Here is a 21,080-nt window from a genome sequence, read left to right on the forward strand (position 1 = left end):
CCCTTTCGCGGCCCAAGCCGCCAAGGCCGCTCGTCGCGGCCGCTGTGCATGCGGGCGCTCAGGGGCGCCCGGTGATCTCCGCCCAGCGCTTCTCGAGGCGCTTGGCGGAGACCGCAAATCTGGTCCCCAGCTGCTGAGCGAAGAGCGAGACGCGCAGCTCCTCGATCCACCAGCGGAACTCGGCCAGCGCCGGGGGCGCCATGCCGCCACGGCGTTCACTCTGCAGACGAGCCTCGAGGCGCGACTCCAGGGCGTGGATCTCCTGCATGTGCATCTGGTCGCGCATGCGCTCGAGGGGGGCCTTCTCCAGGCGGATCAGCGCCGCCTCCATGTAGCGCGGGTACTCCTCGAGCCACTCCCCCGCCTCGCTGATGAAGCCGGGGTGGACCAGCCGTGCCATCTGCGCCTTGAGGTCACTGTATACCAGGGCCAGGGCCAGGTTCAGGTTGCCCTTCAACGCCTTGGTCACCGCCAGGTGGCCCTTGAGGGCGGCCTCCAGGGTCACGACCAGGGCCTCGGCTCGGGGCAGCAGCTCAGCACGGGTCGCCGCCAGGCGCGCCTCGAGCTCAGCCGCCGAGCGCGGCAACGGGTCCTGCGCCACTCCCCGGGTGAACACTGCCCGCACCACGTCGTCGATCAGCTGGCGCTTGCTGCCCACCTTGGCGAACAGCAGGGCGCAGGTCTCGAGCCCCTTGAGGCGCTCGATGGCCCGAACCGCCTCGGGCAGGCGCTGCATGGCCAGGCTGACCACGCCATCGCGGTGGGCCTCCCGGGCCTTGTCGGGATGGTCGAAGAGTTCCACCCGGAAGGTTCCGCCGTCGGCAACCAGGGCCGGGTAGGCCTCGACGCGGATACCCGCCTGGGAGGTGACCCGCGACTCGGGCAGCGGCGCCTCGGGCAGCCCCGCCACCGGCGCCTCCATCCGCACCTCCTCGGCCAGCGCCCGGGCGCCCTGCCCCGCCGCTTCCTCGAAGCGCCGCTCCAGCGCCCGGGCGTCGCGCCCCTGGCCGATCACTCGGCCCTCATGGTCCACCACCCTGAGGTTCATCACCAGGTGGGGCTCGAGCTGGTCCCGCTGCCAGTCGTCGGGGTGGACGCGCACGCCGGTGCGCCGGCGCAGGAACTCGCCCAGCGCCTCGGTGAGGGGCACGTCGTCGGGCACCAGCGCCTCCAGGGCGGCGTCCACCCAGTCGGGAATCGGCACCACCTGGCGGCGCACCGCCTTGGGTAGCGATTTCATCAGGGCGATGCATTTCTCGCGCAGCAGCCCCGGCACCAGCCACTCGAGCCGCGCCAGCGGCAGCTGGGGCAGCATGGCCGCCGGCACGGTAAGGGTCACGCCATCGTCGGGCGCGCCGGGCGCAAAGTGATAGGCCAGCGGGTAGCGCACTCCGCCGAGCACCAGTTCGTCCGGGTAGTCCCGCTCGGTGACCTCGCTGGCCTCCCGGGCCAGCAGCGCGGCGCGGTCGAACTTGAGCACGTCCGGGTCCTGGGCCTCGGCCTGCTTGCGCCACGCCTCGAAGCCCTTGCCGTTGTGGATGCCCTCGGGAAGGCGCTCGTCGTAGAAGGCGAACAGCGTCTCCTCGTCCACCAGGATGTCGCGGCGCCGGGCACGATCCTCCAGGTCCTCGACCTCCTCCACCAGCGCCCGGTTGTGGGCAAAGAACTCGCCGCGGGTGCGGAACTCCCCCTCCACCAGGGCGCGGCGGATAAAGAGCTCGCGGGCCTCGGCGGGCGCGATAGGGCCGTAGTGGACCCGCCGCCCGGCCACGATGGGCAGGCCGAACAGGGTCACCTGCTCCTTGGCCACCACCTGGGCACGCTTCATTTCCCAGTGGGGCTCGGCGTAGCTGCGCTTGACCAGGTGGCCGGCCACCGGCTCGATCCACTGGGGGTCGATCTTCGCCACGGTGCGAGCGAAGAGTTTCGTCGTCTCGACCAGCTCGAAGGCCATCAGCCACTTGGGCGACTTCTTGGCCAGCCCGGAGCCGGGGTGGATGACGAACTTGCGGTTGCGCGCCCCCAGGTACTCGCGGTTCTCGGTGGCAAGCCCCAGGTGCGACAGCAGCCCCGGCAGCAGCGCCCGGTGCAGGGTGGCGGCATGGCGGCGGCGGGCCTCCTGGCGTGCCTGCTCGGCATCACCCTCCTCGGGGGCGGGCCGCGGCGCCGGCGGCGGCACCTCGATCTCCATGTCGCGCAGCAGCTGGCGCAGTTGGCGGAAGGTGTCGTGCCACTCGCGCAGGCGCAGGTAGTTCAGGTAGTGGTCCTTGCACCAGCGGCGCAGTCGGTTGCCGGAGAGCGACTCCCGGGCCGCCTCGAAGCCGTCCCACAGGTTGAGCAGGGCCATGAAGTCGGAGTCCGGGTCCTGCCAGCGCCGGTGGGCCTGGTCGGCCGCCTGGCGCTTCTCCGCCGGGCGGTCGCGGGGGTCCTGGACCGCCAGGCCGGCGACCACGATCAGCACCTCGCGCAGTCCGCCCTGCTCGGCGCCAGCCAGCACCATGCGGGCCAGACGCGGGTCGATGGGCAGCCGCGCCAGCTTGCGCCCGATGGGCGTCAGCCGATTGCCGGCATCCACCGCACCCAGCTCGAAGAGCAGTCGGAAACCGTCGCTGACGAAGCGCGAGTCGGGCGGGTCGACGAAGGGGAAATCCTCGATGTCACCGAGCTTCAGCGACAGCATCGAGAGGATCACCGAAGCCAGGTTGGTGCGCCGGATCTCCGGGTCGGTGAACGCCGGACGGGAGAGGAAGTCCTCCTCGTCGTAGAGGCGGATGCAGACCCCCTCGGCCACCCGGCCGCAGCGACCCTTGCGCTGGTCGGCGCTGGCCTGGCTGATCGGCTCCACCGGCAGGCGCTGGATCTTGGCCCGGTAGCTGTAGCGGCTGATGCGCACCAGGCCCGGGTCGATCACGTAGCGGATCCCTGGCACGGTCAGGGAGGTCTCGGCGACGTTGGTGGCCAACACGATGCGCCGCCCGGCGTGGGGAGCGAAGACGCGATTCTGCTCGGCATTGGAGAGGCGAGCGTAGAGCGGCAGGATCTCGGTGCCGCGCAGGTCGGCCCGGCGCAGGGTGTCGGCGGTCTCGCGGATCTCCCGCTCCCCGGGCAGGAACACCAGGATGTCGCGGGGGCCATGGAGCCAGCGCTTGTCGCGCTCGATGCGCTCGATCTCCTCCACCGCCTGCAGGATGCCCTCCTGCAGGGTGCGATCCTCCTCGTCGTCGGCCTCGCGCGCCAGCGGCCGGTAGCGCACCTCCACCGGGTAGGTGCGCCCGGAGACCTCCACCACGGGGGCCGGCGTGACCTCGCCATCCTGGCCCGGCAGCGCGAAATGCTCGGCGAAGCGGGTCACGTCGATGGTGGCCGAGGTGATGATCACCTTGAGGTCGGGGCGACGGGGCAACAGACGCTTCAGGTAGCCGAGCAGGAAGTCGATGTTGAGGCTGCGCTCGTGGGCCTCGTCGATGATGATCGCCTCATAGCGGGTGAGGTCGGGATCGTGGCGGGTCTCCGCCAGCAGGATGCCGTCGGTCATCAACTTGACCAGGGTGTCGTCGCTGCTCTGGTCGGTGAAGCGCACCTGGTAGCCCACCTGCTCGCCCAGCGGGGTCTCGAGCTCCTCGGCCAGCCGCGCGGCCACCGAGCGCGCCGCCAGCCGCCGCGGCTGGGTGTGGCCGATCAAGCCGCGGCGCCCCAGCCCCAGCTCCAGGCAGATCTTGGGCAGCTGGGTGGTCTTGCCGGAGCCGGTCTCGCCGGCCACCACCACCACCTGGTGGTCGCGCAGGGCGTCGAGGATCTCCTCGCGGCGCTCCACCACCGGCAGCTCGGGGGGATAGTTGAGCGTCACCGGGCGGGCCGCACGTCGCGCCACCGCCTCCCGGGAGCGCGCCACGGCCTGCTCCACCTCGCCCAGGCCGCGATCCACCGGCTTGCCCTTCTTCAGCCGCCGCGCCAGGCCGTGCAGGCGCTTGTCGAGCGACGCGCGGTCGCGCAGCAGCACGCCGTCGAGGGCCTGGCGCAGGGCGCGCAGGCGGTCGGCATCGGTCAGGGCATCGGTGGCGAGAGAAGGGTCGATGGTCACGTCGGACACGGCGGCTCCGGGGGTGGAGGGCAATAAGGAAAACTGCCCGCACCGGCAAGCCGGAACGGGCAGATCATTGTAACGCCGCCGCCAGGGCAGCGCCTAATCCGAGCCATTGAGGCTGACTATGGCCTTGCCAGGCAGCGGCTATCGACGATTCAGGAGGCGGCTTTGGCCTTCTCGCGCTCCTCATCGCGCAGCTGACGGCGCAGCACCTTGCCGACATTCGTTTTCGGGAGCTCGTCGCGCAGCTCCACGTACTTGGGCACCTTGTAGCCGGTCAGCTCCTTCTTGCACCAGGCGCGCAGCTCGTCGGGGTCGAGGTCATCCGTGCGTGGCACCACGAAGAGCTTGATCGCCTCGCCGCTGCTCTCGTCCTCCACGCCGACCGCCGCGGACTCCAGCACGCCCGGATGGGTGGCGACGACATCCTCCACCTCGTTGGGGTACACGTTGAAGCCCGAGACCAGGATCATGTCCTTCTTGCGGTCGACGATGCGGATGTAGCCATCCTCCTGGAGCACCGCGATGTCGCCGGTGTGGAACCAGCCGTCGTCGTCGATCACCTTGATGGTCTCGTCGTCGCGGTTCCAGTAGCCCTTCATCACCTGGGGCCCCTGCACGCAGAGCTCGCCCGGCTCGCCGAAGGGCAGGTCGTTGCCGTCGGCATCCACCACCTTGACCCGGGTACCGGCCACCGGCTTGCCGATGGTGCCGAGCTGGATGGCGTCGACCGGGTTGAAGCTGACCACCGGCGAGGTCTCGGTGAGCCCGTAGCCCTCGGCGATGTCGCAGCCGGTGACCTCCTTCCAGCGCTCCGCCGCCGCCTTGGTCAGCGCCATGCCGCCGGAGATGGTCAGGTGCAGCTTAGAGAAGTCCAGGGCGCGGAAGTCCTCGCGGTTGCACAGGGCGTTGAACAGGGTATTCAGGCCAATGAAGGCGGTGAACTGGAGCCCCTTGAGCTCCTTGACGAAGTTGGGCAGATCGCGCGGATTGGTGATCAGGATCGAGTGGTTGCCGGTCTCCATCAGGAACAGGCAGTTCACCGTGAAGGTGTAGATGTGGTAGACCGGCAGCGGCGCGATCACCACCTCCTCGCCGTTGTTGAGCCCCTTGCCGATCGCCTCCCCGGCCTGGAGCATGTTGGCGACCAGGTTGCGGTGGGTCAGCATGGTGCCCTTGGCCAGGCCCGTGGTGCCCCCGGTGTACTGCAGGGCCGCGATGTCATCCAGCTCGCGCTTGACGTCGCGGTGCTGGCGGGCGGCCCCCTCCTTCAGCGTCTGCCGGAACGGCGTGTGGCCGGGCAGCCGATAGGCGGGCACCATCTTCTTGACGTGCTTGACCACCAGGTTGATCAGCGGACGCTTGGGGAAGCCGTGCAGGTCACCGAGCTGGGTCACCACCACGTGCTGGATATCGGTGCGGTCGAGGATCTTCTCGAGCTTGTCGGCCATGTTGGCCAGGATCACGATTGCCTTGGCGCCGGAATCCTTGAACTGGTGGGCCATCTCCCGCTCGGTATAGAGCGGGTTGGTGTTGACCACCACCATGCCCGCCCGCATGGCGCCGAACACCGCCACCGGGAACTGCAGCACGTTGGGCAGCTGGATAGCGATGCGGTCGCCGGGCTGCAGGGTCGTCTCGTGCTGCAGCCAGGCGGCGAAATCGCCGGAGAGGCGATCCAGGTCGGCGAAGCTCAGGGTCTGTCCCATGCAGCTGAAGGCCGGCTTGTCGGCATAGCGCTTGACCGCTGCCTGGAAGACATCGTTGACCGAACCGTACTCTTCCATCCCCTTGAGCTCGGGGCCGGACAGGATCGGGGCGTTGGCATGCTCACTCATCACGTCTCTCCGCTGAGTCGCCGATGGACCACCGGCGCTTGTTGTTGTCCCGGGGCCCTACCTTAAACCGGCCAACTCGGAGTGTAAAACGATCGATTGAAACAATGGATTGAAACCGCTCCCTCCGGCCCCCTCACCGCTAGCCTGTGCCCTGGCCGCCGAAAAGGCCAGCCGGCCGATCTCCCGCATCTCGGCGGCCGTAGCACGCCTGGATCACGCCATCCCGCCATACCAGCAGCTCCCCCGGGACCATGCGCTCCCAGGCCTCGTTGTCGGTGAGCGGCTCGGTGGCAATCACCGAGACGATGTCGTGGGTCGTGGTGTGCTCGGCGAAGTTCACGGTGAGCTCGGCGTCCGAGAGGCTGGCGCGGCCGAACGGGGCCCGCCGGGTGGTATGCGCCAGCTTGGTGGAGCAGAAGGTGTAAAGGTAGTCGCCGTCGGCCAGCAGCAGGTTGAACACCCCGAGGCCGCGCAGGCGCTCGCAGAGCTGGTGGAGCAGCCGCCACAGCCCCTCGCGTTCGGCGTCGCTCTGCGGGCGCTCCGGGAAGCAGCGGCGCAGCTCGCCCAGCAGCCAGCAGAAGGCGTGCTCGCTGTCGGTATCCCCGACGGGGCGGTAGAAGCTGAGCGGCAGGCCCCGCCAACCCTCGAGCTGGCCGTTGTGGGCATAGCACCAGGGGCTGCCCCACATCTCGCGCACGAAGGGGTGGGTGTTGGCCAGGCGGACATGGCCGACGTTGGCCTGGCGAATATGGCTGATGACGATGTTCGACTTGATCGGGTAGTCGGTGATCAGCCGGGCGATCGGCGAATGCACCGAGGGGTGGGGGTCGCGGAAGTCGCGGTAGCCGCCCTCCTCGTAGAAGGCGATGCCCCAGCCATCGCGGTGGGGGCCGGTGCCGCCCCCGCGATGCAGGAAGCCGGTGAAGCTGAAGCAGATATCGGTGGGCACGTTGGCGCTCATGCCCAAAAGCTCACACATACGGATCCTCCCGGTGGACGACCCGGCGACGCCGCCGGGTCCGGCGCAGGGCCAAAAGGGTCAGCAGCAGCACGACCACCAGGCCCGCCACCGCCCACTGGCGCGGGTCGCCGGCGAAGGCCGCGCCACGGCGCTCGAGCCAGGGCCGGCCTTCGCGCCACAGGGTGGCGGCATGGGCCGGCAGATCGTGGATGAAATCGATGAAGCGGTCGGCGGCGCTGTCGGGCACCGCCTCGCCCTCGCGGCCGGTGGCAAGATCCTCGTGGAAGCGCTCGCCCAGGGGAGCCGGGCGCGAATCGCCAACCCCGAGGCCCTCCTCGGCCTCGTCCAGCAGACTCAGCAGCGGCTGCACGTTCACCGCCAGGTCGCGCAGGCGGTCGATCCCCTCCCCCTGGGCTTGAAAGCGCAGGCGGGCGGCTCCGGAGAGCTCCGGTACCGTCAGCTCGCCGAGGAAGCGCTCCCCCTGGCGGGCCAGCCAGACCTCCGCCTGCGGCGCCTCTTTGGCATCGAGCAGGGTCGCGCTGATGGCGAGATCCTCCGGGGCCTCCTGCCAGGGCTCCCCGCCGCGGGCCAGCCAGGCCTCCAGCGGCAGCGTTTGCCCCGGGGTCAGGACGGCCGGCAGCGGCGCCAGCTGCAGGCTCACGGCACCGCTTACCCCGATGCGGCTGTCGTCGGCGATCTCCCCCTCTACGCGCCACTCGCCGGGGACGGGGTCCGGCACCCGCAGCAGGTCGAAGCGGGGCTCCACCTGCCAGCGGGCGCCGGGCGGCGGCGAATCGGGCGTGAAGCGCGTACCGTCCGGGGCCACCAGGGTCAGGGGATCGCCGTTCGGAGCGTGGAAGAGCAGCGCCGAGAAGGCCTCGACGCCGGGCTCGATGGCGAAGCGCCCCTCGGCAAGGGGCACCTGGTCGGCGGGGAAGATGCGCTCGACGATGTCCACGAAGGCACCCAGCAGGCTCTCCGGTGACTGCACCAGGGCCGGCAGGCCACCGGTGGTGCGGGAGAGGCGCTCCACCAGGCGGAGGTCGGCCTCGTCGGAGAAGGCGATGGCGTGCACCACCACCCCGCGCTGCGCCAGCGCCGGGGCAAGCTCATCGAGCAGGGCACGCCGCGAGGCGAGGTCGATCTCCGGCTTGGCTCCCCGTGCCGGCGCCAGGTCGATCATGCCGTCGGTGAGCAGCACCAGGTGGCGCCAGCCGTTGGCCGGGCTCTCGGCAGCACTGCGCACGGCGGCCTCGATGTCGGTGTGCTGCTGGTACTCCACCAGGGCGGGACGCAGGGCCATGGCACGCTCGCGCCACTCGTCGTCGACCTCGCCGAGCGGGAGCGGGTTGTCGACGCGCTCGCCGAAGGTCCAGACGCCGGCCGGGGTGCCGTCCGGCAGCAGCGCGGACAGCAGCTCCAGGGCGCTGGCCGCGAGCTGGTCGGGATCGTTGCTGCGCATGCTGCCCGAGACATCGATGATCACCCGCACGTCCGGGCTCTCCTCAACCGGCTGCGCCAGCCCGACCCCGGCCGCGAGCCACAGCAGGCCCGCCAGCAGCAGGCCGGCGAGGCCACGCCCCGCCCGACGGCTCCTCCACGACGTCATCATCCACGCCCCGGCCATGCCCGGCTCCTTAGCCGCTGATCGGCTCCTGTTGGGCCGATGCTCGGCGTGCGATCAGCCGATCACCGGCTCGCGACGCCCGCCACCGCCACGCTGGGCGGGAGGGGCATCGTCCTCGTTGTCATCCATGTCGACATAGTGGTCGCGGTCGCCGCCACGCCAGGCCAGCAGCAGCCCGAAGGCCACGCCCGCCGCCGCACCGGCCGCGGTCAGCATCAGGGCCGGCAGCATCAGGCCGCTGTCGCGCTCGAGGAGGCCCACCAGGGCCACCACCACCGCCGGCGCCAGACCGGTGTAGAATTCCCCCGCTTCCAGCAGCGGCATTTGGAAGCGCGTCGGCACCCACATCACGCCGGCCACCAGCCAGGTGATCGGCAACCGCAGCAGCCGCGGCAGGAAGGCCAGGCCCAGGTAGCCGGTCAACAGCACCACCAGCGACAGGACGGCGTAGACCAGCCATAGTAGGGTCATCGAATCGGTAATTGGCATTGCCACCTCTCTATTCACAGTCTTGAGTATGGTACATCTCCCACCATGAAAGCACAGCCGCCGCATCGCCCCGACAGCCCGGCCGCCGACTCCCCGGTGGCCCGCTTCCGTCGCCCGGAGGACCCCGAGTGGCACTGGCTGGAGAACCGCGAGGATCCGGCGGTCGCCGATTTCCTCGAGGCGGCCAACGCCGAGTGTGCCGCCTGGTTTGCCCCCCTGGATAGCCTGGTGGAGCGGCTCTACCACGGCCACCTGGCCCGCCGCGAGCTGGCCGTGCACGGCCTGCGCTCCCCGCTGGACCACTACACCTACTGGAGCGAGACCGCCGCCGAGGCCGACTACCCGGTATGGTGGCGCCACCCCAACGGCAAGCCGGACCGTGCCGCACCCTTCCTGGATCTCGAGGCCCGCGCCGCCGACCACGACTTCCTGGAGCTCGGCGACATGGCCCTCTCTCCCGACGAGCGCTGGCTCGCCTGGACCGAGGACACCACCGGGGACGAGATGTTCGACCTCTTCCTGGCTCGGCTCCCCGATGGCGAGCCGGTGCGCCTGCTGGAGGGCATCGGCCCCGAGCTCACCTGGGCCGAGGACAACGCCACCCTGTTCTTCACCCGCTACGATGCCACCCAGCGCCCCGAGAGCGTCTGGCGCCTGGCGCTGGCCGAGGGCGTGGCGAGTGAGCCTGCGCTGGTGCTGCGCGAGGAGGATCCGGAGTTCTGGCTGGGGCTCGGCAAGACCCGCTCACGGGAGTGGCTGGTGCTGGAAAGCGCCTCCAAGGACACCAGCGAGTGCCACCTGATCCCGGCCCGGGCACCGGCCACGCCGCCCCGCTGCTTCCGTCCCCGGGAGAGCGGCGTGGAGCTCGCCCTGGACCATCGCCCCGGCCACTTCTACCTGCTCCACAACCGCGGCGCGACCCACTTTTGCCTCGATGTGATCGAGGAGGCACGGCTTGAGCGGAGCGCGGATGCCGACGCCTGGCAGCCGCTGGTGCCCCACCGGGACAACGATACCCTGGAGGGGGTCGACGCCTTCGCCTGGGGGCTGGTGCTCACCGAGCGCGACCATGAGGAGGCCCAGGTCAGGCTCAGGGTCCTGGAGCTCGATGCCGAGCATGGCGTCACCCGGGACGAGCGCCTGCCGCTGCCGGAGACGCCCTGCAGCCTGGCCCTGGGCGATGCACCCCACTTTGACCAGCGCCGCCTGCGCCTGCGCGAGGAGTCCTTCGTGCTGCCGGTGAGCTGGATCGAGCACGACCTGGACAGCGGCGAGCGCACCCTGATCAAGCAGCAGCCGATCCATGGCGACCTCAGGCCCGAGCAGCTCGCCTGCGAGCGGCTCTGGGCCACCGCCCACGACGGCGAGCGCATCCCGGTCTCGGTCGTGATGCGAGCCGATCTCGTCGGCCATCCCCTGCCCACCCTGCTCTACGGCTACGGTGCCTACGGCGAGGTGCTCGACCCCTGGTTCTCGGTGGCGCGCCTGGAGCTGCTGGCCCGGGGCGCGGCCTTCGCCGTGGCCCACGTGCGCGGCGGCGGCGACCGCGGCGAGCCCTGGTACCTGGCCGGCAAGCTGGAGCACAAGGCCAACAGCTTCCGCGACTTCCTGGCCGCCCGGGAGTGTCTGGTGGAGCACGGCATCAGCGACGGCGAGCGCATCGCCGCCTATGGCGCCAGCGCCGGCGGGCTGCTGGTGGGCGCCAGCCTCAATCTGGACCCGGAGGCCTTCTGCGCCGCAGTGCTCGACGTCCCCTTCGTGGACGTGCTGCGCACCATGGAGAACCCCGACCTGCCGCTGACCACCGCCGAATACACCGAGTGGGGCAATCCCGACGAGCCCGACGCCCGCAAGCGCATCCGCGCCTACTCGCCCCTGGACAACCTGGCCAAGGCCCCCTACCCGACCCTGTTCCTGCAGGGCAGCTGGCACGACACCCGGGTCCCCTACTGGGAGCCCGCCAAGCTCTACGCCCGGCTGACCGAGCTCGACTCGGCCCGGGGGCCGCTGCTGCTGCGCACCGACATGGCCGCCGGCCACGGCGGCGCCTCGGGGCGTTTCAAGGCGTGGCACGACGGCGCCCGCCAGGACGCCTTTATCCTCTGGGCACTGGGGGTGGAAAACCGCGAGGCCTAGCCCTTCCCCCGGGGAGGGCCCCGTCAATCGATGGGAATCACCGCGATGATATGGTCCTCGTACTGCTCCTCGGGGACCCCGCGGCTGGTGACCGCGAAGCTGCGCACGCTGACTCCCTTGCGGTGGACCCGCTCCGGGTCCCCGGAGAGCAGCGGGTGCCAGCGGGCCAGCTTGCGCCCTTCTGCCACCCGGCGGTAGGCGCAGGAGTGGGGCAGCCAGCGGAACTGGTCGATCAGTTCCGGTGTGAGCCGGGTGCACTCCGGCACACGCTGAAGGCGGTTCTCGTAGTCGCTGCAGCGACAGCTGTGGAGATCCAGGAGCTCGCAGGCCAGATTGAGCACCGCCAGCTCGCCGCTCTCGTCATCCTGGAACTTCAGCAGGCAGCACTGGCCGCAGCCGTCGCACAGCGCCTCCCACTCCTCGGCGGTGAGCTCCTCGAGGGGGTACTGCTCCCAGAAACGCTCACGCATCAATAACGCGCCTCGGTGGGGGTGCGGTAGAGATCGAGGAGGTACTCCTCCTTGGCGGGGGGCATCTGAAGGTAGAAGCCCTTCTCGCGGATCGCTGCCATCACGTCGGCGGCCTGGGCGCGGCCCAGGCGCTTGTCGGCGGTGAGGATCAGGGTCATCGACGGCACCGGCTTGCCGAAGCGTTCGAGCAGCGGCTCGGGCACCCGGGACACCCCCTCGCGCTTGTCTACGTAGAGATACATCTCGTCAATGCGGGGGCTCTTGAAGACCTCGCATAGCAGCTTGTCGCCGCGCATCCGATCGTCATTCATCGGGGCTGTTCCTCCAGGGCCCGGATCAGGCCCGCGTTGAGTCGCTCGCCGCGCCAGCCCGAGGGCAGCGGCAACGGTTCATGTTCCAGATGGGCGATAACCAGGGCCTCCAGGTCCCGGCGGCGCAGCAGCACCTCCGGCGCCAGGCCTTGGGCCTCGGCCTCGGCGTTGACCACCTTCTTGAGCGCCTTGAGCACCCGCTTGAACTCCGGCGCCATGGGGGACGGCTGTGCCGGCGGCAGCGCAGCGGCGTCCAGGTGACGCGCCTCGGCCACCAGCGCCAGCAAGGTATCGCCGTCACGCTTGATCAGGCTCGGCTTGACGCCCTCGATGCGGGCCAGCTCGAAGCGGTTCTCGGGCAGCGCCTCGGCGATGGCATAGAGCACCCGGTCGTGGACCAGCCAGCCCCGCGGCAGGTTGCGCTCACGGGTCTCCCCTTCCCGCCAGGTGGTCAGGCGGCGGTAGGCCTCGACCTGGCGCGGGGTCAGGCGCCACAGCTGGCGCTGGCGCAGGTACCACTGGGCGTCGGACTCGCCGTTGCGCCCCGCCTGCTCCACCAGTTCGGCGCAGTCCGCCATGAGCCAGGCCAGGCGGCCGTGGCGCTCCAGCGACTCGCGCTGCTGGTGCCACACCTCGACCAGGTAGATCACGTCCAGGGCCGCGTAGGCCTGCTGGGTCTCGGAGAGCGGGCGCTTGAGCCAGTCGGAGCGGGTCTCGTCCTTGGGCAGGGTGTGGCCGGTCCAGTGCTCGACGAGCTTCTGGTAGCCCATGCCCGGGTTCTCGCCCAGCAGGCCCTGGGCCAGCTGGGTGTCGACCAGCGGCGAGGGCGTGACGCCGGCCCAGCCGGCGAAGACCTCGAGGTCCTCGCTGGCGGCGTGGAGCAGCTTCAGCGGCCCCTCGGCCAGCAGCCGGCGGAAGGCGTCGGTGCAGGCCACCGCCTGGGGATCGACCAGCCAGGCCGGGCCGCCGGTGGAGAACTGGATCAGCGCCGGCACCGGATAAAAGGTGTTCTCGCGGAAGAACTCGGTGTCCAGCGCGATCACATCGGCGTCGGCCACCTCGGCGCAGGCGGCGTCCAGGGCCTCGGGGGTATCGATCCAGCGTATTTCGGGGGTCAGGGGCATGGGGGTTCCGGCAGGTCGGGAAGCATCAGGGTCGGGAAACGTCGGGCAACGGGGTCAGTCGCCCGAGAACGGCAGGCGGCCGTTGAAGGCGCGGCTCAGGGTGCCGCCATCCACGTATTCGAGCTCACCGCCCATGGGCACGCCATAGGCGAGGCGCGACAGGCGGATGCCGTGGGGCGCGAGCTGGGCGGCGATGTAATGGGCGGTGGCCTCGCCCTCTACGGTGGGGTTGGTGGCGAGAATCATCTCCTCGATGCCTCCCTCGGCCACCAGCGCCTCGAGCTGGTCGAGGCCGATGTCATCGGGGCCGATGCCGTCCAGCGGGGAGAGGTGGCCGTGCAGCACGAAGTAGCGCCCGCGATAGCCCCCCGCCTCCTCGATGGCGAGCTGGTCGGCGGGGGACTCCACGACGCAGAGCAGGGTGTCGTCGCGCCGCGCGCTCTCGCACAGCGCACAGATCTCCTCCTCGGTGAGGGTGCGGCAGCGCCGGCAGTAGCCGACTCGCTCCAGCGCCTCATCGAGCACGCCGACCAGGCGACGGCCGCCATCGCGGTCGCGCTCGAGCAGGTGCATGGCCATGCGCTGGGCGGTCTTGGGCCCGACGCCGGGCAGCACCCGCAGCGACTCCATCAATTTCTCGACGAGGGGGGAGAAGCTCATAAAAGGTCTCTCACTGGCACGAGCTGAAACGAGGCGAGCGAAGATCAGGCAAGGCAAAAGTCCCCGAGAGCGCGGAGTTTACACGGAGTAAATGAGCACTCGAGAGGACTTTTAACGCAGCATGATCGAGCGCAGGCCGTTTAAGCCGTGTCAGAACGGCATCTTGAAGCCCGGCGGCAAGTTCATGCCCGAGGTGATCTCTTCCATCCTGGCCTTGGAGTTGGCCTCGACCTTGCGCACGGCGTCGTTGACCGCGGCGGCCAGCAGATCCTCGAGCAGTTCCTTGTCCTCCTCCATGACGCTGGGGTCGATGTCGACCTTGCTGACGTCATGGCGGCCGTTCATGGTGATCTTGACCATGCCCGCGCCCGCCTCGCCCTGCACCTCGGCACGGGCGATCTCCTCCTGGACGCGCTGCATCTTCTCCTGCATCTCCTGGGCCTGCTTCATGATGTTGCCCATTCCACCCTTGAACATGGTGAGTCCTCTCTGTGGTGATGTGATGGATCGTGGTGATGTGATGGATCGTGGTGATGTGATGGATCGTGGTGATGTGATGGATCGTGGTTATGACGCCGCGTCGAACGCGGCGTTCATGAGCCGGCCCGCGCTTCGGCCGGCTTGACCGTGGATTCGATCAGGCGGGCCCCGAAGGCCTGCTCGAGCTTCTGCACGTTGGGGTCGCGCCTGAGCGCGGCCACCGCCTCGGCGTGGCGTTCGGCGGCCAGGCGCTCGGCCTGCAGGCGGGGCGTCTCGATCTGCTCGGGCAGCACCCCTTCCTCGACCACCAGGCGCCGCACCACGCCGTGCTCGGCCAGAGCCTGCTGCGTGCGCTCGATATGGATGTCGGCCCGCATGGCGGAGAGCGCCGGGTCGAGGCGCAGCCGGAGCACCTGGCCGTCATCGTGTTCCACCACGCAGTTGGCCACCAGGTTGCGGGTCAAGCCGACCAGCCCCAGGGACTCGAAGCAGGCCAGCCAGTCGGCGTGGCCGAAGAGGCCGGCCATGGCCGGTGCCGGCTCGGCGCGCGGGGGCTCTGGTTGAGGCTCTGGCTGGCGCTCGACCGCAGCCGGCTCGGCGGGGGGCGCCGGCGCCGGTTCGGGCGCCACGGCCTCCCGGGGCGGCTCGGGAGCGGGCCCCGCCGCTTGCTCGGCGGCGGGGGCAGGGGGCGCAGGGGCGGCCTCCTCCCAGGGCGGGGGCTCCGGGGTCGGCGGGGGCTCCGGGGTCGGCGCCGCCGCGGGGGCAGCCGGCGCCACCGGGGGCGGAGGCGCCGGTTCCGGCGGCTCTGCGGCAGCGGGCGCTTCACGCCTCTCTTCGGGCCGAACGCTCGCCTGGGCAGGAGAGGCCGGCGGCGGCGAAGGGGGCATGGCCGCGCCGGCCCCGGGACCCGCGGCTCCGCTGCCGCCCTCCCCCGCGCCGCGCAGCGGCAGCGGCGTCTTCGCCGGCGCCGGCACCCCCTGGGGGCGGAAGGCCAGCATGCGCAGCAGGGTCATCTCAAGCGCGGTGCGCAGATCCGGGGCGTGCTCCATGTCGCCTCGCCCCTGGATGCCGATCTGGTAGTAGAGCTGCACATCCTCGGCGGTGAAACGTGCGGCGAGGGCGAGCAGCGCCTCGCGGTCGCCGTGGGCGTTGTCCAGAGCGTCGGGCACCATCTGGGCGATGGCCAGCCGATGCAGCACCGCGGTGAGCTCGTCGAGCACGGCGGCGAAATCGGGGGCACGCTCGGCCAGCGCCGCCACCTCGGCCAGCACCCTGGCGGCATCCACCTCGGCCAGGGCCTCGACCAGCGCCAGCACATGGCGCTGGTCGAGGGTGCCGAGCATGGCCGCGACGTCGGCATGCTGCACTCGCCCCTGACCGAAGGCGATGGCCTGATCGGTGAGGCTCATGGCGTCGCGCATGGAGCCCTCGGCGGCGCGGCCCAATAGCCACAGGGCGCTCTCCTCGAAGGGCACCGACTCGGCCTCGAGCACCTTGGCCAGGTGGCCGACGATGCGCTCGGGGGGCATGTGCTTGAGGGTGAACTGCAGGCAGCGCGACAGCACCGTGGCGGGCAGCTTCTGCGGGTCGGTGGTGGCCAGCAGGAACTTCACGTGGGGCGGCGGCTCTTCCAGGGTCTTGAGCAGCGCGTTGAAGCTGCTGGTGGAGAGCATGTGCACCTCATCGATGAGGTAGACCTTGTAGCGCCCCTGGGTCGGTGCGTACTGCACGTTGTCGAGCAGCTCGCGGGTGTCCTCCACCTTGGTGCGCGAGGCGGCGTCCACCTCGATCAGGTCGACGAAGCGCCCCTCGTCGATGGCCACGCAGCTGGCGCACTCGCCACAGGGGGTCGAGGTGATGCCCTCGTCGCCGTGCCCCCCGGCCGTGCAGTTGAGGCACTTGGCCAGGATTCTCGCCAGGGTGGTCTTGCCGACCCCACGGGTGCCGGTGAACAGGTAGGCGTGATGCAGCCGCCCCTGGTCGAGGGCGTTGACCAGCGCACGCTGCACGTGCTCCTGGCCCACCAGTTCGTGAAAGGTACGCGGCCGCCACTTGCGGGCCAGAACCTGATAGCTCATGCAGCGCGGAATCCTTGCGGTGGTCGGATGTCGGCGAGGTGCCGGCGCCCGGAACATTGATCGGCGCCCGAAGCCCGACGGGAGCGTCCATTCTAGCGACTGGGGCCGGCCGCGGAAAGCAAGGCGACCCGTCTATCCCGGGAAGCGGACTGAGGCCTCTGCGCCGACCTCCGGCTGTGGTAGGCTCGGCCGGAATGACACCTAAGCGCGCCTCGAACAGGGATGAGACCATGAGCCGACAGCCTTCCGCACCGCCCCCGGTGGAGATTTCCTTCGAGCAGGTCGCCGCCGCCGCCGAGAACCTCGAGGGGCGCGGGGCAGAACCCACCCTGCAGCGGGTCTGGGAACACCTGGGCGCCGGCTCCCCCAACCGCATCCAGCGCCACCTGACCGCCTGGCGCGCCGCACGCCCGGCGCCGACGCCCCCCGCTGCCCGGCTGCCGGAGGCATTGATCGCGGCGCTGGAGGAGGAGCTCGCCCGCCACGCCGGCGACGCCCTCTCCCGGGGCGAGCAGCTAGCCGAGGAGGCCCGCGACGATGCCGCCACCCTGGCCAAGCTCGGCGAGGCCATGGAACGCCGCCTGGCCGAGATGGAAGCACGCATGGCCAGCGCCGAGAGCGCCGCGGAGCAGGCGCTCTCCCGTCGCAACGAGCTCCAGGCGGCGCTCGAGGAGCTGCGCGAGAACCTGGAGATCGAACAGCGCGAGGCCCGCACCCATCGCGAGGCACTGCTGCAGGCCCAACAGCAGGTGGAGATGCTGCGCGAACAGCTCGAGGAGGCCATCCAGGCCCGACTCGCCGCCGAGCGCCAGGCCCGCGACGCCGATGCCGAGCGCATCAAGGCGGAGCGCAGCCAGGCCGTGGCCGAGGCCCAGCGCGACAGCGCCCTAGCCCAGGTTCGCGAGAAGACCGAACAGCTCGCCGATCTCGCCAAGGAGCTGCAGGCCGAGCGCAGCCGCCAGCGCCAGGAGGTCGCCGAGATGCGCAATGAACAGAAGCAGCGCCTGGATGCCCTGGAGCGGGCCCGGCACGAGGCCCAGAAGCAGGCCCAGGAGGCGGCCCAGCGGGCCGCCAAGGCCGAGATCCGCGCCGAGGCACTGCAGGCCACCCAGGCCGCCCTCAAGTCACGCATGGATGCCATGCAGGTACAGCAGCGTCAGCGCAGCCTGCGCCCCCAGGGCGAGCGGGAGCGGGACTAGCCGCGCTCGAATCCGCTCAGCACCTTGGCGACATTGACGCCGATCTCCTCCACCGCATAGCCGCCCTCCAGCAGGAACACCGTCGGCAGTCCGAGACCGCCCAGCCGACGTCCGACCTCGAGGAAGTCATCGCTTTCCAGACGGAAGGCGCTGATCGGGTCGCCGGCGAAGGTATCCACCCCCAGCGAGACCACCAGGAGCTCGCAGCTCCCCTCTCGGATCCAGGCCAGGGCCTCGTCCAGCGCCGCCACCCAGCGCGTCAAGGTCGTGCCGGGCGGCAGGGGCAGGTTGAGGTTGCAGCCCTCCCCGGCCCCTTCCCCGCGCTCGTCGGCGTAGCCCAGGAAGTAGGGAAAGGTCACCGCCGGGTCGCCGTGGATCGAGGCCACCAGCACATCGTCCCGGGCGTAGAAGATCTGCTGGGTACCGTTACCGTGGTGGAAATCCACGTCGAGCACCGCCACTCGCCGGCGGCCGGCATCCAGCGCCCGCTGGGCGGCGATGGCGGCATTGTTGAAGAAGCAGTAGCCGCCGAACTGGTCGCTGGCGGCGTGGTGGCCCGGCGGGCGGCACAGCCCGAAGGCCGGCCTACCGGTTTCCAGCACGTGATCCACCGCCGAGACCGCGACGTCCTTGCTGGCCATGGCGGCCTCGAAGGTGCCGGCGCAGATCGAGGTCTCGCAGGCCAGGGCGTAGTAGCCCAGCCGGCCGGCCACGCTGTCGGGGATCCGGTCGCCGCGCAGGCTGCGCGCCGGCCAGATATTGGGAATCGCCTCGCCCGCGTGGCCAGCCGCCTGCCACTCTGTCCAGCAGTGCTCCAGGAAGGCGACATAGTCGCGATCATGCACCGCCAGCACCGGCGCCAGGCCATGGTCGTCCGGCGCGCACACCTCGCCGAGACCCCGCGCCTCGAGCCCCGCCAGCACCAGATCGACCCGCTCGGGGCATTCGAAGGGGGGCACCAGGGCGCCGTCGTGGAGCTCGGTCTGCGCCCGGCGCACCTTGGTGGTCTCGGAGTGATAGAGTCGCATGGGATCCTCCCGGAAACAGGGGGCAATGCCACCGCCAGGCGCGACGATGCCGCGCCCGGGCGGGACGCCCACAGTATCCGGAAAGCGCACTGCAGAAGGAAGGCAGAACAGGAGAGACAGGCCAGAAATGGAGGCGGCCCCGACAGCCACATCCCGGCACACGCGACCACCACTACCGTTGCTCCCTTCCGGGCCTGGCGGGGTTTGCGGCTTAGCGTTGCGGGAGGACCGACGGGGCCACCACAGCGCGACGTCATGCTGTTTCAACGTCGATGACTCGGCGCCTGGAGCGTTGGCAATCAACACCTTGCCGAGTGCGAGCGCACTATAACAATGCCGGGGCCTGCCGGCAAGGGGCGCGCTCCCGGCAGGCCGGGATGAACCTCGCCTAGCAAGGCGCTCAGCCGGGAGCACCCCTTGAACAGCGCCTGAGCCACAGCGCCCCGAGCCCGCTACTCCCGGGCCTCGGGGGGCTCGCCGCCGGTCAGCCGGCGCTCCACCTTCTCGAGGTTGTCCCGGGTGCCGAGCAGCACCAGCACATCGTCGGCCTGCACCTCGGTATCCGCCGCTGGGTAGCGCCGGCGCTGCTCGTCGCGCACCAGCGCCGTCACCGACACCTGGTCGCTCTCCGTGTCCAGCTGCGCCAGACGCTGGCCGATGGCCGGACTCCCCTCGCTCAGCACCACCGAGTGCAGCCGCTCCTGCTCCCCTGCCGGGCGCGGGTCCTGAATGCTGTCCAGGCTGCCCCGGAACAGCTCGCGCAGCATCCGGTAGTGGCCGGCGCGCTGCTCCTGCAGGTACCGGGTCACGCGATGCAGCGGCACCCCCAGCGCCTGCAGCGCGTGGGACGTGAGAATCATGCTCGCCTCCAGGGTCTCGGGAATCACCTCGCTGGCCCCGGCGGCAACCAGCTCGGCTACGGAACCCTCGTCCCGGGTGCGGACCACGGCGGGAATCCCCGCCTTCAGCTGAGCGGCCTGGCGCAGGGTCTTGAGCGCGGCCGGCCGGTCGTCGTGGCTGATGATCAGCAGCCTGGCTCTCTCCAGCCCCACGTTCTCCAGCATGGCGGCATCCGAGGAGTCGCCGAAGTAGACCGGCTGCCCCGCCAGGCGGGCCTCGCGCACGATCAAGGGGTCGATGTCGAGGGCCACATAGCTCACCCCCTCGCTCTCCAGGAAGCGCGCCACCGTCTGGCCGGTGCGTCCGAACCCGCAGATCACCACGTGGTCCTGCTCCTCCAGCCCCTGGGGCGTCGGGACCGACTCGTCCGGCCGCCGCTTCACGCGCCCGAACAGCCAGCCCGCCAGCGGCTGGTTGAAGCGGATCAGGAAGGGCGCCAGGATCATCGAGAAGAGCACCGAGGTGAGTACCACCTGGGCGTGATAGCTGCCGATCACGCCGCCCTCCAGGCCGATGGCCAGCAGGGCGAAGCCGAACTCGCCGCCCACCGCCAGCAGCAGGCCGGTACGAAACGCCGTCTGCAGCTCCACCCCGGAGAGGCGCACGATCAGGGTCACCAGGGCCAGCTTGATGCCCAGCAGCGCCGCGGCGCCCAGCAGCGCCTCCCACCAGACCTCCGGCAGCAGCGCCGGCTCCACCAACATGCCGATGCTGACGAAGAAGAGCCCCAGCAGCACGTCCCGGAAGGGCCGGATGGTCGACTCCACCTGGTGGCGAAACTCGGTGTCGCCCAGCACCATGCCGGCCAGGAAGGCGCCGAAGGCCATGGAGAGCCCCAGGGTCTTGGTGGCCCAGGCCGCTACCAGCGACACGAAGAGCACCGTCAGGGTGAAGAGCTCCGCGGAGCGCCGCTCAGCCACCAGATGGAAGAGCGGGCGCAGCAGCAGCCGCCCCGAGACCAGCACGATCACGAAGGCAAGCAGCGCCTTGGCCAGCGCCAGCCCCAGCGCCCCGGCCACCTCCTGGGCCGCCGCCACGCCCAGCACCGGAATCACCACCACGAAGGGCACCGCGGTGATGTCCTGGAACACCGACATGGTGGTGCCCAGCCGCCCGTGGCGAGTCTGGCTCTCGCCCTGCTCCATCAGCTGCTTGGTGATGACGGTGGTAGAGGACTGGGCAAACACCGCCCCCACCACGAAGGCCGCCGGACCGGGCAGCCCCATGGCCCAGGCCAGGCCGCCCACCACTGCCGTGGTCAGGGCCACCTGGGCGGTGCCCAGGCCGAGAATGGTGTGGCGCAGCGCATAGATCTGGGGCATCGAGAAGCTGAGCCCGATGGTGAAGAGCAGAAAGACGATGCCGAACTCGGCGATCACCCGGATAGTCTCATCGGCCACCACGGGCCCCGCGGTATGGGCGCCCAGCAGCACCCCCACCAGCAGATAGCCCAGGCTCGGGGGAATTCGCAGGCGCTGGAAGACCAGCACCACGGCCACCGTGGCCCCCAACAGCAGCAGCATCTGTACCAGTGCCTGTTCCAGCATCACCGTTATCCCTGGTCGTCCGAGGAGCGCGCGGCATCCCTCAAGGTCATGCCCGTAAAGGGTTATCTCGCCCGATATCCTAACAGGCCGAGCGCTGCACGAGGCGATTCCCGGCGCTATACTGCTCGCCCGTGCGACGCCCCCCTGC

15 protein-coding genes and 1 other RNA gene are annotated in these 21,080 nt (G+C 70.4%); 2 read left to right on the top strand and 14 right to left on the bottom strand.

What is annotated here, in order from left to right:
• Nucleotides 1-58: 58 nt before the first annotated feature.
• The 5 genes from hrpA to DER72_RS09770 all read right to left on the bottom strand — a co-directional run bounded on the left by hrpA (nt 59) and on the right by DER72_RS09770 (nt 8,999).
• Nucleotides 59-4,090, bottom strand: coding sequence for an ATP-dependent RNA helicase HrpA (hrpA, locus tag DER72_RS09750; RefSeq protein WP_375153270.1), 4,032 nt, complete (start codon nt 4,088-4,090; stop codon nt 59-61).
• A 149-nt stretch (nt 4,091-4,239) separates the two neighbouring features.
• The gene (locus DER72_RS09755) at nt 4,240-5,922 is read right to left on the bottom strand and encodes an AMP-binding protein (protein ID WP_110069802.1); all 1,683 of its coding nucleotides are present in this window, start codon (nt 5,920-5,922) and stop codon (nt 4,240-4,242) included.
• A gap of 139 nt (nt 5,923-6,061) precedes the next feature.
• The gene (locus DER72_RS09760; protein WP_110069803.1) at nt 6,062-6,901 is read right to left on the bottom strand and encodes a class II glutamine amidotransferase; all 840 of its coding nucleotides are present in this window, start codon (nt 6,899-6,901) and stop codon (nt 6,062-6,064) included.
• Entirely contained in the window at nt 6,894-8,510 is a 1,617-nt protein-coding gene (locus tag DER72_RS09765; RefSeq protein WP_110069804.1) for a vWA domain-containing protein, read from the bottom strand. Before DER72_RS09765 ends, DER72_RS09760 begins: the two co-directional genes overlap by 8 nt.
• 54 nt (nt 8,511-8,564) lie before the next feature.
• On the bottom strand, nt 8,565-8,999 hold the full coding sequence (locus DER72_RS09770) for a hypothetical protein (protein ID WP_146209045.1): 435 nt from the start codon (nt 8,997-8,999) through the stop codon (nt 8,565-8,567).
• 45 nt (nt 9,000-9,044) lie between these two features.
• Here DER72_RS09770 and DER72_RS09775 point away from each other — a divergent pair, with 45 nt between their 5' ends.
• Nucleotides 9,045-11,135 carry a S9 family peptidase gene (locus tag DER72_RS09775; RefSeq protein WP_110069806.1) on the top strand — a complete coding sequence of 697 codons (2,091 nt, stop codon included), beginning with the start codon at nt 9,045-9,047 and terminating at the stop codon, nt 11,133-11,135.
• A gap of 23 nt (nt 11,136-11,158) precedes the next feature.
• On the opposite strand, the gene DER72_RS09780 is transcribed toward DER72_RS09775, so the two are convergent.
• From DER72_RS09780 to dnaX, 6 genes are all read right to left on the bottom strand, one after another.
• Nucleotides 11,159-11,605 (bottom strand): YcgN family cysteine cluster protein, encoded by a 447-nt coding sequence (locus DER72_RS09780; RefSeq protein WP_110069807.1) that lies wholly within the window; start codon nt 11,603-11,605, stop codon nt 11,159-11,161.
• Nucleotides 11,605-11,916, bottom strand: a complete 312-nt coding sequence (locus tag DER72_RS09785; RefSeq protein WP_110069808.1) for a YcgL domain-containing protein — start codon at nt 11,914-11,916, stop codon at nt 11,605-11,607. The genes DER72_RS09780 and DER72_RS09785 overlap by 1 nt, the downstream gene beginning before the upstream one ends.
• Nucleotides 11,913-13,040 (bottom strand): ribonuclease D, encoded by a 1,128-nt coding sequence (gene rnd, locus DER72_RS09790; RefSeq protein WP_110069809.1) that lies wholly within the window; start codon nt 13,038-13,040, stop codon nt 11,913-11,915. Before rnd ends, DER72_RS09785 begins: the two co-directional genes overlap by 4 nt.
• 54 nt (nt 13,041-13,094) lie before the next feature.
• On the bottom strand, nt 13,095-13,700 hold the full coding sequence (gene recR / locus DER72_RS09795; protein ID WP_110069810.1) for a recombination mediator RecR: 606 nt from the start codon (nt 13,698-13,700) through the stop codon (nt 13,095-13,097).
• Nucleotides 13,701-13,850: 150 nt separating this feature from the next.
• Entirely contained in the window at nt 13,851-14,177 is a 327-nt protein-coding gene (locus tag DER72_RS09800; RefSeq protein ID WP_110069811.1) for a YbaB/EbfC family nucleoid-associated protein, read from the bottom strand.
• Between the two features lie 116 nt (nt 14,178-14,293).
• Nucleotides 14,294-16,258 (bottom strand): DNA polymerase III subunit gamma/tau, encoded by a 1,965-nt coding sequence (gene dnaX, locus DER72_RS09805; protein WP_110069812.1) that lies wholly within the window; start codon nt 16,256-16,258, stop codon nt 14,294-14,296.
• Nucleotides 16,259-16,488: 230 nt separating this feature from the next.
• On the opposite strand from dnaX, the gene DER72_RS16600 reads away from it, so the two are divergent.
• Nucleotides 16,489-17,457: a DNA-binding protein gene (locus tag DER72_RS16600; protein WP_181395645.1), complete on the top strand. Its 969-nt coding sequence runs from the start codon at nt 16,489-16,491 to the stop codon at nt 17,455-17,457.
• Here the strand turns inward: DER72_RS16600 and DER72_RS09815 are convergent.
• The 3 genes from DER72_RS09815 to DER72_RS09825 form a co-directional block, all read right to left on the bottom strand.
• Complete coding sequence (locus DER72_RS09815; RefSeq protein ID WP_110069814.1) at nt 17,454-18,485, bottom strand: histone deacetylase family protein; 1,032 nt, start codon at nt 18,483-18,485, stop codon at nt 17,454-17,456. The two genes, DER72_RS16600 and DER72_RS09815, sit on opposite strands and share 4 nt — an antisense overlap.
• Nucleotides 18,486-18,622: 137 nt before the next feature.
• An RNA gene (ffs, locus tag DER72_RS09820) (signal recognition particle sRNA small type) lies at nt 18,623-18,719 on the bottom strand.
• A gap of 218 nt (nt 18,720-18,937) precedes the next feature.
• Complete coding sequence (locus DER72_RS09825) at nt 18,938-20,932, bottom strand: cation:proton antiporter (protein ID WP_110069815.1); 1,995 nt, start codon at nt 20,930-20,932, stop codon at nt 18,938-18,940.
• Nucleotides 20,933-21,080 lie beyond the last annotated feature (148 nt).

This window comes from Halomonas sp. A11-A (genome assembly GCF_003182195.1).
Classification (GTDB): Bacteria; Pseudomonadota; Gammaproteobacteria; order Pseudomonadales; family Halomonadaceae; genus Halomonas; species Halomonas alkalicola.